The organism is Pseudomonas sp. EA_65y_Pfl2_P74, from assembly GCF_963970575.1.
GTDB lineage: Bacteria > Pseudomonadota > Gammaproteobacteria > Pseudomonadales > Pseudomonadaceae > Aquipseudomonas > Aquipseudomonas baetica_A.
In genome coordinates this window covers 87,884-101,505 of record NZ_CAXAOQ010000018.1, presented here as the reverse complement: position 1 = coordinate 101,505, position 13,622 = coordinate 87,884, and the positions used below count along the sequence as shown (strand labels likewise).

At 60.1% G+C, this 13,622-nt stretch carries 9 protein-coding genes and 3 pseudogenes; 5 read left to right on the top strand and 7 right to left on the bottom strand.

The genetic code is table 11. From position 1 onward, the window contains the following. Positions 1-20: 20 nt before the first annotated feature. Complete coding sequence (locus tag AACY18_RS16200) at positions 21-791, top strand: ParA family protein (protein WP_339465378.1); 771 nt, start codon at positions 21-23, stop codon at positions 789-791. Between the two features lie 131 nt (positions 792-922). On the opposite strand, the gene trxC is transcribed toward AACY18_RS16200, so the two are convergent. The 6 genes and pseudogenes from trxC to AACY18_RS28105 all read right to left on the bottom strand — a co-directional run. Continuing rightward, complete coding sequence (gene trxC, locus AACY18_RS16195; RefSeq protein WP_339465377.1) at positions 923-1,357, bottom strand: thioredoxin TrxC; 435 nt, start codon at positions 1,355-1,357, stop codon at positions 923-925. An 80-nt stretch (positions 1,358-1,437) separates the two neighbouring features. Then, on the bottom strand, positions 1,438-2,901 hold the full coding sequence (selO, locus tag AACY18_RS16190; RefSeq protein ID WP_339465376.1) for a protein adenylyltransferase SelO: 1,464 nt from the start codon (positions 2,899-2,901) through the stop codon (positions 1,438-1,440). Positions 2,902-2,949: 48 nt separating this feature from the next. Then, positions 2,950-6,303 (bottom strand): mechanosensitive channel MscK, encoded by a 3,354-nt coding sequence (gene mscK, locus AACY18_RS16185; protein ID WP_339432246.1) that lies wholly within the window; start codon positions 6,301-6,303, stop codon positions 2,950-2,952. 34 nt (positions 6,304-6,337) lie between these two features. Continuing rightward, positions 6,338-8,080 carry a potassium/proton antiporter gene (locus AACY18_RS16180; RefSeq protein ID WP_339432247.1) on the bottom strand — a complete coding sequence of 581 codons (1,743 nt, stop codon included), beginning with the start codon at positions 8,078-8,080 and terminating at the stop codon, positions 6,338-6,340. Positions 8,081-8,337: 257 nt separating this feature from the next. Beyond that, positions 8,338-8,937: pseudogene (locus AACY18_RS28110) on the bottom strand (methyl-accepting chemotaxis protein); the annotation flags it as partial. A gap of 303 nt (positions 8,938-9,240) precedes the next feature. Next, positions 9,241-9,897, bottom strand: a pseudogene (locus AACY18_RS28105) (MCP four helix bundle domain-containing protein); the annotation flags it as partial. Between the two features lie 343 nt (positions 9,898-10,240). Here AACY18_RS28105 and AACY18_RS16170 point away from each other — a divergent pair. The 4 genes and pseudogenes from AACY18_RS16170 to AACY18_RS28095 all read left to right on the top strand — a co-directional run bounded on the left by AACY18_RS16170 (position 10,241) and on the right by AACY18_RS28095 (position 12,807). Further along, complete coding sequence (locus AACY18_RS16170) at positions 10,241-10,471, top strand: hypothetical protein (protein ID WP_339432249.1); 231 nt, start codon at positions 10,241-10,243, stop codon at positions 10,469-10,471. Continuing rightward, complete coding sequence (locus tag AACY18_RS16165) at positions 10,468-10,770, top strand: cell division protein ZapA (RefSeq protein WP_339432250.1); 303 nt, start codon at positions 10,468-10,470, stop codon at positions 10,768-10,770. Before AACY18_RS16170 ends, AACY18_RS16165 begins: the two co-directional genes overlap by 4 nt. A 54-nt stretch (positions 10,771-10,824) precedes the next feature. After that, positions 10,825-11,940 (top strand): annotated as a pseudogene (locus AACY18_RS28100) (cache domain-containing protein); the annotation flags it as partial. 21 nt (positions 11,941-11,961) lie between these two features. Continuing rightward, positions 11,962-12,807: a methyl-accepting chemotaxis protein gene (locus AACY18_RS28095; protein WP_445261958.1), complete on the top strand. Its 846-nt coding sequence runs from the start codon at positions 11,962-11,964 to the stop codon at positions 12,805-12,807. A gap of 69 nt (positions 12,808-12,876) precedes the next feature. Here AACY18_RS28095 and AACY18_RS16155 read toward each other — a convergent pair whose 3' ends face one another. After that, positions 12,877-13,590 (bottom strand): hypothetical protein, encoded by a 714-nt coding sequence (locus AACY18_RS16155; RefSeq protein WP_339432252.1) that lies wholly within the window; start codon positions 13,588-13,590, stop codon positions 12,877-12,879. Positions 13,591-13,622: the final 32 nt, after the last annotated feature.

The window sequence follows — 13,622 nt, the reverse complement described above, 5'->3', positions numbered from 1 at the left end:
TGATACACGGAGGTTTTGTCATGCGGCGCGTGGTGTTCAATCAGAAAGGTGGTGTAGGCAAATCCAGCATTGCCTGCAATCTGGCGGCGGTCAGCGCCAGCGAGGGTTATCGCACGCTGTTGGTGGATCTCGATGCCCAGGCCAACTCCACTCAGTATCTGACGGGGCTCACTGGCAACGACATCCCGATGGGTATTGCCGATTTCTTCAAGCAGACCCTGTCCTCGGGGCCCTTCTCGAAAAAGAATCAGGCGGATATCTACGAAACGCCGTTCGACAACCTGCACATCATCACCGCGACCGCCGAACTCGCGGACTTGCAGCCCAAGCTCGAAGCCAAACACAAGATCAACAAACTGCGTAAGTTGCTCGATGAGCTGTCGGAAGATTACGACCGGATCTACCTCGATACGCCGCCGGCGCTGAATTTTTATGCGGTATCGGCGCTGATTGCCGCAGATCGCGTACTGATTCCCTTCGATTGCGACAGCTTCTCGCGTCAGGCCCTGTACGGCTTGCTCGCGGAAATCCAGGAGTTGAAGGAAGACCACAACGAAGGGCTGGAAGTCGAGGGCATCGTGGTCAATCAGTTCCAGGCCCGGGCGAGTCTGCCGCAGCAGATGCTTGATGAACTGATCGCAGAAGGATTGCCGGTGCTGCCGGTGTATCTGAGCAGTTCGGTGCGCATGCGCGAGTCGCATCAGGCCAGCACACCGCTGATCCACCTCGATCCGCGACACAAGCTGACCCAGCAATTTGCTGAACTGCACAACCTGCTCGAAGACGCCTGAGGTTCTGAGACACACTTAGTCCCTGGTACGGGCGAGCTTGCTCGCGAAAGGGCCGTCACATTCAATACTTTAGTTGACGGATCCGACGCCTTCGCGAGCAAGCCCGCTCCCACATGGGGTGTTGGGGTGTGTCAGATCCCTTGGCTGCGCAGCCAGCTCATCAACTGCGGCAGCGCAAACGCGCCACTCTGACGCGCCACTTCCCGGCCGTTCCTGAACAGAATCAGACTCGGAATCGAGCGAATCCCCAACTGCGCCGACAACTGCTGATTCGCCTCGCTATCAAGCTTGGCCAGCCGGCACTTGCCCGCCAACTGCGCCGCCGCCTGCTCGAACACCGGCGCAAACGACTTGCACGGCCCGCACCAGTCGGCCCATACGTCAACCAATAGCGGCAGATCGCCCTTGATCTGGCTGGCGTAGTCGCCTTGCTTGAGTTCGAACGGTTTGCTCAACAGCACCGCGGATTTGCAGCGGCCGCACTTCGGCTGGTCGGCGAGGCGCTCGGCGGGGATGCGGTTAAGGCCGTTGCAGGAGGGGCAGGGGATCAGGAGTGGGTTGGTCATGTTCGGCTCGGAGAAGGTTTACGATGCGTACGCCTTATCTGGAGACGCACGAATCGCTTATCAAGATGGAGTCCAGCCCTTTAAGAAGAACAACTGATCTCCAAATGCTTGCCCCACTCCGGCGGCCGCTCTGCATAACTCTCCATCCCCGGCTGCTCCTCGAACGGCTTGCTCAGCACCGCATGCAAACGGCGCACCTCTGAGTAATCCCCTTGCTCAGCCGCATCGATGGCTTTCTGCGCCAGATAATTGCGCAGGATGTACAGCGGATTCACCGCGTGCATCCGCGCCCGGCGCTGTTCCTGATCACGCGTGCCTTCGCGGGCAACCCGCGCCACGTAACGCTCGCCCCAGGCATCGAAACCCTTGATATCGACGAAGTCGTCACGCAAGCGGGCGAGGGCCTGTTCCGGTGAGGTTTCACCCAAATGGCGGAAGAACAGCGTGTAATCGACGCCGCTGTTCTGCATCAGTTGCAGCAGGTTTTCCAGCAGCAATTGATCGTCATCTTCAGCGGTGGTGAAACCGAGTCGACGGCGCATCAGGTCCAGGTAATGCGCTTGAAACAGCGGCAGGTACAGGCCCAGGGTTTCGCGCAGGGCTTCGACGCTGATGAACGGCGTCAGCGCCTGAGCCAGTGCGCTGAGGTTCCACTGGCCGACGGGCACTTGATTGCTGAACGAGTAGCGGCCCTGATCGTCGGAGTGGTTGCAGATGAAGTTGGCGTCGAAATCATCAAGGAAGGCGAACGGGCCGAAGTCGAAGGTGATGCCAAGGATCGACATGTTGTCGGTGTTCATCACGCCGTGGCAGAAGCCGTAGGCCTGCCATTGGGCGATCAGTTCGGCGTTGCGCTCGACGATTTCGCGGAACATCGCCAGATACGGTTCCGGTTGTTCCAGGCATTCGGGGAAATGCATCGCCAGTACGTGCTCGCCGAGTTGCTTCTGCTGCTCGGGGCGCTTGGTGTAGTAGAAATATTCGAAGTGGCCAAAGCGGATGTGGCTCGGCGCCAGACGCAGCACCATCGCCGCGCGCTCCTGCTTTTCGCGCCAGACCGGTGTGTCGGAACCGATCACGCAGGCTGCCCGCGACGAAGGAATGTTCAATGCGTACAGCGCTTCGGAAGCGAGGAACTCACGGATCGACGAACGCAGTACCGCACGGCCATCGCCCATGCGCGAAAACGGCGTCTGCCCGGCGCCCTTGAGGTGCAGGTCCCAGTGTTCGCCCGCCGCGTTGCAGACCTCGCCCAACAGCAAACCGCGCCCATCGCCCAGTTGCGGCGTATAGCCGCCGAACTGATGCCCGGAATAGATCATCGCCCGAGGTTCAGCGTCGGCCCACAGTTTGTGGCCGCCAAACAATTGGGCGAATTCCTCGGTTTCAGCCGTTGCCGGGTCGAGGTCCAGCAATGCCATGGCCGCGGCACTGGCGACGACCAGACGCGGATTGTCGATCGGCTCAGGCAGCACGTGGGCTGAGAACGCATCGCCCAGGCGGGCGAAGCGATTGTCGAAGGTCAGTTCGTCGAGGGCTTTCAAGGGCCGGCTCCAGCAGAATGTCCGAGCATTCTGCTGGGATTAGACCGGTTAGTCGAGTTTGGCCGGCGGCGGCTCTTGCAGTGGTTTTTCCCCGCCGACACCCGGCAAGGCGGTTTTGGTTTCCGGCTCGGCCGGCACCAGCTTGTATTCCTGGCCCTGGAGATTCTTCAGGTAAATCTCCATCTGGCGGAACGAGATGTTGATGTGATGCGTCTTGAACTCGCGGTTGATGAAGCGGTTGACCTCATCGATCACCGGGTTGCGGTCACCGAGATCGCGCACATGCATGCGCAGTTCATGGTCGAGGGTGCTTTCACCGAAGTTGAGGAAGTACACGTGCGGCTCGGGTTCTTTGAGCACTCGCGGGTTTTCCCGGGCGGCCTTGAGGAGCAGTTCCTTGACCAGGTCCAGGTCCGAACCGTAATCCACCCCCAGCTTGAGTGTGACCCGGGTAATGGTGTCGGTCAGCGACCAGTTGATCAGTTGCCCGGTGATGAACGTCTTGTTCGGGACAATGATGTCCTTGCGGTCGAAGTCGGTGATGGTCGTGGCGCGGATGCGGATTTTGCTCACCGTGCCCGACAGGTTGCCGATGGTGATGGTGTCGCCGATCCGGACCGGTCGTTCGAACAGGATCATGATGCCGGAGATGAAGTTGGCGAAGATCTCCTGCATGCCGAAACCGAGGCCGACCGACAGCGCCGCCACCAGCCACTGCAACTTGTCCCAGCTCACGCCGAGGGTCGACAGGGTCGAGACGAAGCCGACACCCGCGATCACATACGACAGCAGCGTCGTCGTCGCGTAGGCGCTGCCCTGGGCCAGATTGAGTTTCGACAGCACGAACACTTCAAGCAGGCCCGGCAGGTTGCGCGCCAGCGCGAAAGTGATGCCGATGATGATCAGTGCGCCGAGCATGTCGCCGATGCTGATCGGCACCATGCTCATGTTCGAGCCGGTGCCGCTGGTGTATTCGTAGAGGGTGATGTTGTCCAGGTACGAGAACACCGAGATCAGGTCCGACCAGACCCAGTACAGCGCGGCGATGAAACCGCCCAGCAGCGCCAGACGGATCAGGCGCAGCGACTGTTCGTTGACCTTTTCGATGTCCAGGGTCGGCTCTTCGATCACCGCTTCGCCTTCGCCGGCTTCTTTTGCGGCCTGGCGTTTGGCCAAGGCGCGCTGGTAAGCCAGACGCCTTGCTGCAACCGCCAGGCCACGGACGAAGGTGGCTTCGATCACCAGCCAGAACATCAGCAGATAGAGGGTGTTGATCAGGCGATCACTGAGTTTCAGGGCGGTGTAGTAGTAGCCGAAGCACACGGCGGTGAACAGGGCGATCGGCAGCAGGGTGAACATCACGCCGAGGGCTTTGCGAAACAGCGAGGTGTTTTCGTGGGCCGGGCTGCTGATCAGCAGACGACTGAGCAGCCATGCCATCAGGGCGTAGCAAATCAACACCACCGGCATGCCGAGTACGTCGTCGGCCAATGCTGCCGGTTGCAATTCGGCCACGGCGACCACCGCCACCAGCGCCAGGACCACCAGCCCCAGTCGCCGTACCCAGCCTTGAAGGAATTCGACCTGCGGTTTTTCCCAGCGAAAGTGCAGCTCCGCCACGCCGCCCGGCGCAAGAATCCGGTAAGCGGTGTAGAACACCAGCCACGCCTGCCCCATTTGTATCAACGCCGCGCCCATGTTGGTGTTCTGTCCGCGTGCATCGATCTGCAAGGCCAGACCGCACAGTGCTAGACCGAGCGCCACCGGCATCGCCAGCAGAATATTGATCAGAATCGCCTGCGGGGTATGCCACTGGCTGTCGCGTTTGAAGTGACCGATGTCCTGGTGAACCTTGTTCAGGCGCGCATACAGGTTTTTGCGGCGCAACAGCAGCGCGCCGATCAGCAGCGCCAGCGGCAGGAACAGCAACGGTCGCTGGGTCAGGCCGTCGGCCAGTTCGCTCAGGCTGGAAGCCCACGGCAGGGTGTCGACCTGACGCTTGAGGCGCTCCGGCACGCCGCGCATCCATTCCAGATCCAGCGGTTTGTTGCTCGGGATCCAGAACATCTGCTCGTCGAGGGTCGCGCGCAGGCTTTGCGCGGTGCTCAGCAGTTGCTTCTGATTGAGTTGCAGGGTGATCGATTCGTTGAGCACCGCGCTCAGTTCACGGTTCAGGCGCTCCAGCAAGTCGGCGCGGGTGTTGGCCAGATCCAGCAGGCTTTTGCGCAGTTGCGGGGTGACTTGTTCCGGCGGCTGGGTGGACAGCAGGTTATCGACGTAGGTCGACGGATTGCTCAGCAGCTCACGCTGTTGGCTGACTTCGAACTGATACAGGCGAATGTCGGCAATCTGGTCCGCCAGATCGCGGTCGACCTTCAAACGCGGCAGCGCCTGTTTCTGCTTGTAGAGAATCTTCGACAGCAACAGGCTGCCCTTGAGCACGTTGATCTGCTCGTCCAGAGCCGAATCGCTTTGGGTAAGGGTGTCGAGTTGCTGTTTGGTTTGCAGATTCTGCTGGGTGACCTCGTTGAGGCGGTCGGTGCTTTTGAGCAAGTAGTCCGAGAGCTTCAGGTTGGCCGTGCTTTCGCTGGCGAGCAGGCTGCTGCCACCGGCCTTCTGCGCTTCGATCGACTGCTGGGTGACGGTTTCCTGAGACTGCGCCAGACGTTTCTGGTTGATCAGGGTTTGCAGTTCCTGAATCTCGTGGTCGAGGCGGTCGGATTTCTCCGAGAGCAGGTCGTGCCGGGAATTGCCCAGATCCTGCAACTGGCTGTTGCCGGCCAGTTCCTGACGGCGCAGCGGGATCAGCGCGTTCAGCGCCGCCAACTCAGCGTTCAATTGGTCGCGTTGCTCGCCGCTGATGGTTTTACCGCTGTCCTTGCCGGACTTGAGGATGTTGTTGATCTGCTGAATGCGCGTCTGGCTGGCTGAGATTTCCGCCTGGGCGCGCTCGGGACGAGTCTGCGCAGTGATGATCAGGCTGTTGGCGTCGGCCAGGGCTTTTTGCAGATCGCTCTGCTGGGTGGAGCGATCGGTGAGGATCTGTTCCAGTTGCTGAATCGACTCCTTGGGGAAACGCTGCGCCACCGGCACCACGCTACTGGCCTTGAGGCGCGTCAGTTCACGGGCGTTTTCGATGGTCTGTTTTGGCGCGGTCGCGAGTTGTTGCTTGAGGTCGATCAGTTTCTGTTCGTAATCACTTTTGTTGTTGAGCTGGTTGAGCGTGTTCTGCAGAACGGTTTGCAGGGTCTTTTTATCGGCATCCGGCAGTTTGCTGTCGGCGAGTTTATCCAGGCTGGCCTGCACGGCGTCGCTGGACGGCGGTTCGGCGGCGTAAAGCGGGCCGACAGTAAGACTCAGGCCCAGCAGGGCCGCGATAAACAAGGAGCGCAGGGTAGGCATAGAGACCGGTCAAGCAAGTGATAGTGGGCGCAGTTTAGAGGAAGAGTCCGGGGCCCGGGCGACTTCCTTCGGGGAATCTGACGCCCACTTTGCCAATCTTGTTCCCGTCCATGACCGCGACGGTCCAGTGGGTGTTGTTCCACTCCACCTGGTCGCCCACGATGGGCGCGCCGCCGACCTTGTGGGCAATGAAGGCACCCAGGGTCATGTCGGGATCGATGCCCTCGGCCGGCAAGCCGTAGAGGGCTGCAACCGCTTTAAGCTGGGCGTCTCCTTCGAGCACGAAGTCGCCGAAGAAACGCAGGTCGAGGCCGCGTTGCGGTGCCTGACTGAAGAGTTTTCCGAGGGCCGGCAAGTTGTGTTCATGGCCGATAACACAGAGCAAATCATCGACCTCCAGCACCGTACTACCCGACGGATGGAGCAGTTGCTGACCACGGAAAAGGGCGGCAATACGCGTGCCTTCGGGCATTTTCAGTTCACGCAGGGGCGAACCGATGCACCATTTCTCCGCACCGAGCTTATAAACGAACAGCTCCCACTCACTGGTGATATGCACTTCCAGCGCGGACCGAGAGATCGGCGCGGGCTCGGGCGGCACCGTGACCTTGAGCCATTTGGCGACCCACGGCAGGCTCGTGCCCTGCACCAGCAGCGACACCAGCACGATGAAAAACGCGAGGTTGAAGTACAACTGCGCATGGGGCAGCCCGGCCATCAGCGGGAACACCGCCAGAATGATCGGCACCGCACCGCGCAGACCAACCCAGGAAATGAACGCTTTTTCGCGGCCATGGAACGCCTTGAACGGCAGCAGACCCACGATCACTGACAGCGGCCGCGCGAACAGAATCATCCACAGCGCCAAGCCCAGCGCGGGCAGGGCAATCGGCAGCAAATCGTGCGGCGTCACCAGCAAACCCAGTACCAGGAACATACCGATCTGTGCCAGCCACGCCATGCCGTCGAGCATGTGCAGGATGCCGTGGCGACTGCGCACCGGACGGTTACCGAGCACCAGGCCGCACAGGTAAACCGCGAGGAAGCCACTGCCGTGCAGCGCGTTGGTCAGGGCGAACACCGCCAGACCACCGGCGATCACCAGAATCGGATACAAGCCGGCGGCGAGGTTGATCCGGTTGACCAGTTGCAGCATCAGCCAGCCACCGCCCAGACCGATCACGCCACCGATGCCGAATTCGCGGATCAGGTGGGTCAGCAGGCTCCAGTGCAAGCCCGTCTGGCCGCTGGCGAGCATGTCGATCAGGGTCACGGTGAGAAACACCGCCATCGGGTCGTTGCTGCCGGATTCGATTTCCAGGCTGGCCGACACCCGTTCGTTCAGGCCTTTGCCGCCGAGCAGCGAGAACACGGCGGCGGCGTCGGTTGAGCCGACGATGGCGCCGATCAGCAAGCCCTGGATCAGGTTCAGATCGAACAGCCATGCGGCCGCCATGCCGGTCAGCCCGGTGGTGATCAGCACCCCGACCGTGGCCAGTGACAGCGCCGGCCATAACGCCACGCGGAAACTTGAAACCCGCGTGCGCAAGCCACCGTCGAGCAGGATCACCGCCAGTGCGAGGTTGCCGACCAGATAGGCCGTCGGGTAGTTATCGAAAATGATCCCGGCGCCATCCACCCCGGCGGTCATGCCGACCGCGAGAATAATGACCAGAATCGGGATGCCGAGACGGGATGAAAGTGAGCTGACGAGAATGCTCGCACCTACCAGCAACGCGCCGATCAAGAACAGGCTGTTGATGGTCGTCGCATTCAAAGGCAGTACTCCAGAAGCGTGAAGACGGGCACAAACTGACCATGCAGTCTGCGTGCCAGCGATTCTAACCTGTTGAAATGTGATGCTGTCAAAAAGGTTTTTACACCGAGGATGCCAGATCGTTCCCACGCTCCGCGTGGGGATGCCTCAATGGCCGCTCTGCGTGCGCGTTGGGGCGCGGAGCGTCCCGGGCTGCGTTCCCGCGCAGAGCGTGGGAACGATCAGTGCAGTGACGGCCATTGGCGCCGATCTTGCCGTTAGAGGCTGAAGCGCCCAACCATGTTGTTCAGATCCAGCGCCAATCGCGACAGCTCGTTGCTCGCCGCACTGGTCTGATTCGCCCCGGTGGCCGATTGCACCGACAGATCGCGGATGTTCACCAGGTTGCGATCCACTTCCCGTGCCACTTGCGCCTGTTCTTCGGCGGCGCTGGCGATCACCAGGTTGCGCTCGTTGATCTCGACGATGGCGGTGTTGATGGTGTCCAGCGACATTCCGGCACCACGGGCAATGTTCAGGGTCGATTCGGCGCGTTCAGTGCTGTTACGCATCGAGTCCACGGCGTGTTCGGTACCGCTTTGAATGCTGGCGATCATGCGTTCGATTTCGCTGGTCGACTGCTGAGTGCGATGGGCCAGGGCGCGAACTTCATCAGCCACTACCGCAAAACCACGCCCCGCCTCACCGGCACGCGCCGCTTCAATCGCCGCGTTCAGGGCCAGCAGGTTGGTCTGGTCAGCCAGACCACGGATCACGTCCAGCACTTTGCCGATGTCGCGGGATTCGTTGGCCAGGTCGCCGATCAACGTCGCGGTGCTCTGCACGTCGGCGCTCATGCGTTCGATGGCGCTGACGGTTTCCTGCACCAGGTCACGACCGTCGCCGGCCGAGGTAGTGGCGTTCTTCGAGGCTTCCGAGGTGCTGACCGCGTTGCGGGCAACTTCTTCAACCGCGCTGGTCATCTCGTTGACCGCGGTGGCGGCCTGTTCGATTTCATTGTTCTGCTGAGTCAGGCCACGGGCGCTTTCGTCGGTGACACTGTTGAGCTCTTCAGCGGCGGAGGCCAACTGCGTGGCCGAACCGGAAATCCGCTGCAGGGTGTCGCGCAGCTTGGACTGCATCTTGGCCATGGCCGCCAGCAGGCGCCCGGCTTCGTCGGAGCCGTCAACGTGGATCGGCTGGGTCAGGTTGCCTTCGGCGATGGTTTGCGCCGCTTCCAGAACCTTGGCAATGGGCTTGGTGATGCTGGTGGTCAGCAACCAGGCGAACAGCAAGGTCAGACCGGTAGCGATTACCAGCAGGGCGACCACCAGGTCGAACGCTGTAGCGTACTGCTCGGCCGCTTGCTCGTTGGTGTCGCGCACCTGTTTGTCGTTGATCTGCATCAACGTGTTAAGGGCGGTGTTCATCGCTTCGGAGTTGTTCAGCAACTCGGTGTTGAGCAAGTTGCGCAACTCATCCACCTGATTGTTGCGCGACAGGTTTTTCATCCGCTCTTCGATCTGGCGGTATTGCCCCTGCAACTGCACGTATTGATCATAGGTCGCACGCTCCTGAGCGCTGCCGATCAACGGCTCGTAAGCTGCCTGGGCCTTGCGGATCTGCGCGTTGCGCGTGTCCAGCAACTCCATGGTCTTCTGCTGAACGTCCGGTTCGCGGTTCACCAGCAAACGGTACGAGAGCACGCGCAGACGCAGCGTCAGTTGTGTGAACTCATCGAGGTTCTTGATGCTTGGCACGCTGTTGGAGGTGATGTCCTCGGCGGCGCCGCGGATTTTGCTCATCTGGTTCAGGGCGAACACGCCCAGGATCAGCATCAGGCCGCCGATCAAGGCAAAACCGGTGAAGGCCCGAGGGGCGATATTCATATTGCGAAGGGACATGTGCGGATACCGAAAAGGGCCGCATCCATGCGGGCTGAAACTGCTGTATGGATGACTTATCGGTCATGCGACTAAAGTCTTGAACCGGTGTGCGTATTTGTCGCACAGCCCCTCTGGCGACGAAGTGCAGGAACCAGATCGGCAGATCACAGTCTTTTAAACTCGCAGGAACGGTCGCCCACCAGGAAAATCAAGGCTTTGCGCCGGTTTAACCCTGGCATCTGTGGTGACTTTTCTTTATCGTACGCGCCCTTTGAAAAACGCTTGGAAGATCAAAATGTTGGAAGCATCCCTCAGTCAATTGGAACAGCTCGTCAGCGAACTGGTGCAACAGAACCAGACCCTTGCGCAAACCAACCAGACCCTGGCTACGGAACTGGCCCAGGCCAAGGATGAAAACGAGAGCCTGCAACTGAACCTGATGGAGCAGGAAGAGAAGCACGGCGCCACCGCAGCGCGCATCCAGGCACTGGTTGATCGCGTCAACGCAGGTCCCGTCAGCGCATGAACCACCAGACAGCAGGGGTAAAAGTCATCTCCATTCTTGGGGAGGACTATTCGATCAAGGCACCGGCCGGGGAAGAACAGACCCTGCTGGACGCGGCCATGATGCTCAAGGCTGCGCTGGAAGACACCAAACGCAAATACCCGACCCTGATCGGTGATCGTTTGCTGGTGCTGGCGGCAATGAATCTGTGCTCGCAGCAGATTGAAATGAAGAAGCAGCACCAGGAAGAACTCGACCGTTACCAAGAGCAAGTCAGCGCCACGGTCGACACCATCGCCAAGACCATCAATCAGGGCTGATGGCGTTGCGCACAACCAAAGAATAGATTGTCGGTTTAGTTGTATACAATCGGCATGGCTGTTGCATTGTTTCGGCCACTTATTCTTTGGGGGTGCTCCATGCAGTTGTGGCGACGCAGTATTCAATGGCAGCTGATTCTCAGCATGGGCACCGCCCTGCTGGTCAGTATCCTGATCGTGGTTGGCATTTATACCCTGGTTGTCAACCGCCTCGCCCAGAGCTATCTGGTCGAACAAGCGTTGCCGTCGAGCATCGAAGCGACGCGCAACGACATCGAACGTATCCTCGTTCAGCCCCTCACCGCCGCTAAAGACATCGCCAGCAATTCCATGGTCCGCGACTGGCTGGCCAATGGCGAAGACAGCAGCAAAACAGCGGCCTTCGCGCAGTATCTGGAGGGCATCCGCGCCGAACACAAGGCATTTACCGCTTTGATCATCGGCACCGACTCCAATCATTACATCACCGAAAAAGGCCTGGATCGCACCCTCAGTCGCGCCAAACCGGCCGATGCCTGGTTCTATTCCTTCCTCGACAGCACTCAGCCGCGCACCCTGAATATCGACAACGATGGCGCCACCGGAGAGCTGGCACTGTTCATCGATTTGAAGGTCGAGCAGGCTGGCAAAGTGGTCGGCGTCGCCGGACTTGGACTGAGCATGAAAGAGCTGTCGGAGCTGATCCACAACTTCAGCTTCGGCGAGCACGGCAAGGTCTATCTCGTGCGTTCCGACGGTTTGATCCAGGTCCATCCCGAGGCGCAGTTCAGTGGCAAACGCACCCTCGCGGAGCAGATCGGTGCGGCGGCGGCGCAATCAGTCCTCGGTCAAAAAAATGCGGTCAGCAGCAGCTTCCAGCGTGATGGCGAGGACTTCCTTGCGTTCAGCCTGCCTTTGCGCGATCTGGGCTGGACGTTGGTGGCCGAAGTGCCGCAGTCGCAGATCTACGCTGAAGCCCGGCGGGCGATGTGGCTCAGTGGCGGCATCGGGCTGGCGGTAGCGCTGGTGTGCCTGGCGCTGGTGGTGTGGTTGGCCCAGGGCTTGGTGCGACCGATTCGTCAGGTAACAGCCGCGCTGGTAGCCATCGGTAGCGGTGGTGGAGATTTGACCCACCGGTTAGATTCCAGTCGCGCCGATGAGCTGGGCGATCTTGCTCGCGGTTTCAACCGCTTCCTCGACAGTCAGCGCGGGATGATTGGCGAAGTGCTGGCCACCAGTGAGCGTTTGCGCACCGCCGTCGGCCAAGTAGCCAAGGTTGTGGATAACACCGCCGAGCGCTCTGGTCGTCAGCAGGAGATGACCGACATGGTCGCCACCGCCGTCCATGAAATGGGCCTGACCGTACAGGAAATCGCGCAAAACGCTGGCAACGCAGCGCTCGCCTCGCAAACGGCGCGCGATGAAGCCATGCAAGCGCGAGAAGTGGTCGGCGGCTCCATCCGGCATATAGAAAGCATGTCTGACGAGATCGGTGTGGCAGCGGGCGCTGTGGGAGAACTGGCGCATCAAGTGGCGTCGATCGACTCGGTGCTGGCGGTGATTCGCGGGGTCTCCGAACAGACCAACCTGCTGGCGCTCAACGCCGCCATTGAAGCGGCGCGCGCCGGGGACATGGGGCGTGGTTTTGCGGTGGTGGCGGACGAAGTGCGTACCTTGGCACGCCGCACGCAGGCATCCACCGACGAGATTCAGCAGATGATCGGCAACCTCAAGCAGGGCGCAGAAAACGCCGTGTCATCGATGCGCACCGGGCAGGCCGCGACCGGCACCGGGGTTGAGTCGAGCCAGCGTACCGGGGCCTCGCTGACCGCGATTACCGGTCAGGTCGAGCGCATCAGCGACATGAACCATCAGGTGGCGACAGCGACGGAAGAGCAATCGGCGGTGACCGAAGAGATCAACCGAAACGTACAGGGCATTTCCGATCTGGCCCGGGCCACGGCGGGGGAGGTTCGGGCGTGTCGTGAGGATTGTCAGATGCTGCAGAAGCTGGCGGATGATCTGGCGCGGCAGATGGGTGGGTTCAAGTTGAGCTGAGTTCAGCCTTTTTTCAAAAGGACCGGCGCGCCTGGTATGGCGCGTCGGCGTGACCTTGGATCAGTTGTTTCACGCCAGAAGAATTTCCCGTCCGTAAAAGTCGATGCCACCAATAGTCTCCATGTAGAAAACGCGTTTCTCTTTGACTGTCCGCATGGCTTGATTGACGACATAGCTATCACCCACCGCCAGGGTCCTGAACATGTCGTCCTTGCTGAAGTCCGTCACGCTGACATAGCTGTTGTTCGGAGCGATGACGGTAACTTGATACCGCTCGCCTCTGAGGGTGTAACGTTTTCCGGTGATTCGCACTGCCTGGGGATCTTTCACAACATCATTGATTCTGGCGGAAAGTAGAAACTGGTCTTCAGTGAGATTCACATAAGGATCGATTTCGGTGACGGCCGTTTCATCGTTCAGCCCCGCACCGCCATAGACCACCGACCGCCATTGGTTGGCACTGAGCCGGGTGTAGTCTTTGTAAGAAACCCGGTTGGTGGTTTCGTACCGGTCTTCAGCACAAATGATCTCAAACATTCCTGCCGCCGTCGTTTCAACGCTCGGCGCGCCATTGTCGGGCGAGGTCGTGAGACTGATCTGCGACTTTTCATCCGAGAGGCGGTGATGGTTTTTGCTGATGACAATGGACTCGCTAGAATCCTTGTTCGTCCACACCGTACCGCTGCGCGCAGGCGCTTGGGAGATAGCGGCAAGGACGCAATAGTCCAGTGTCACAAGACCTGAGAGTTTGACGGTTTGGTCTACGAGAACATGTTCGCTCATGGTGTTTACTCGGATGAGGTAAGGGAAGCGGA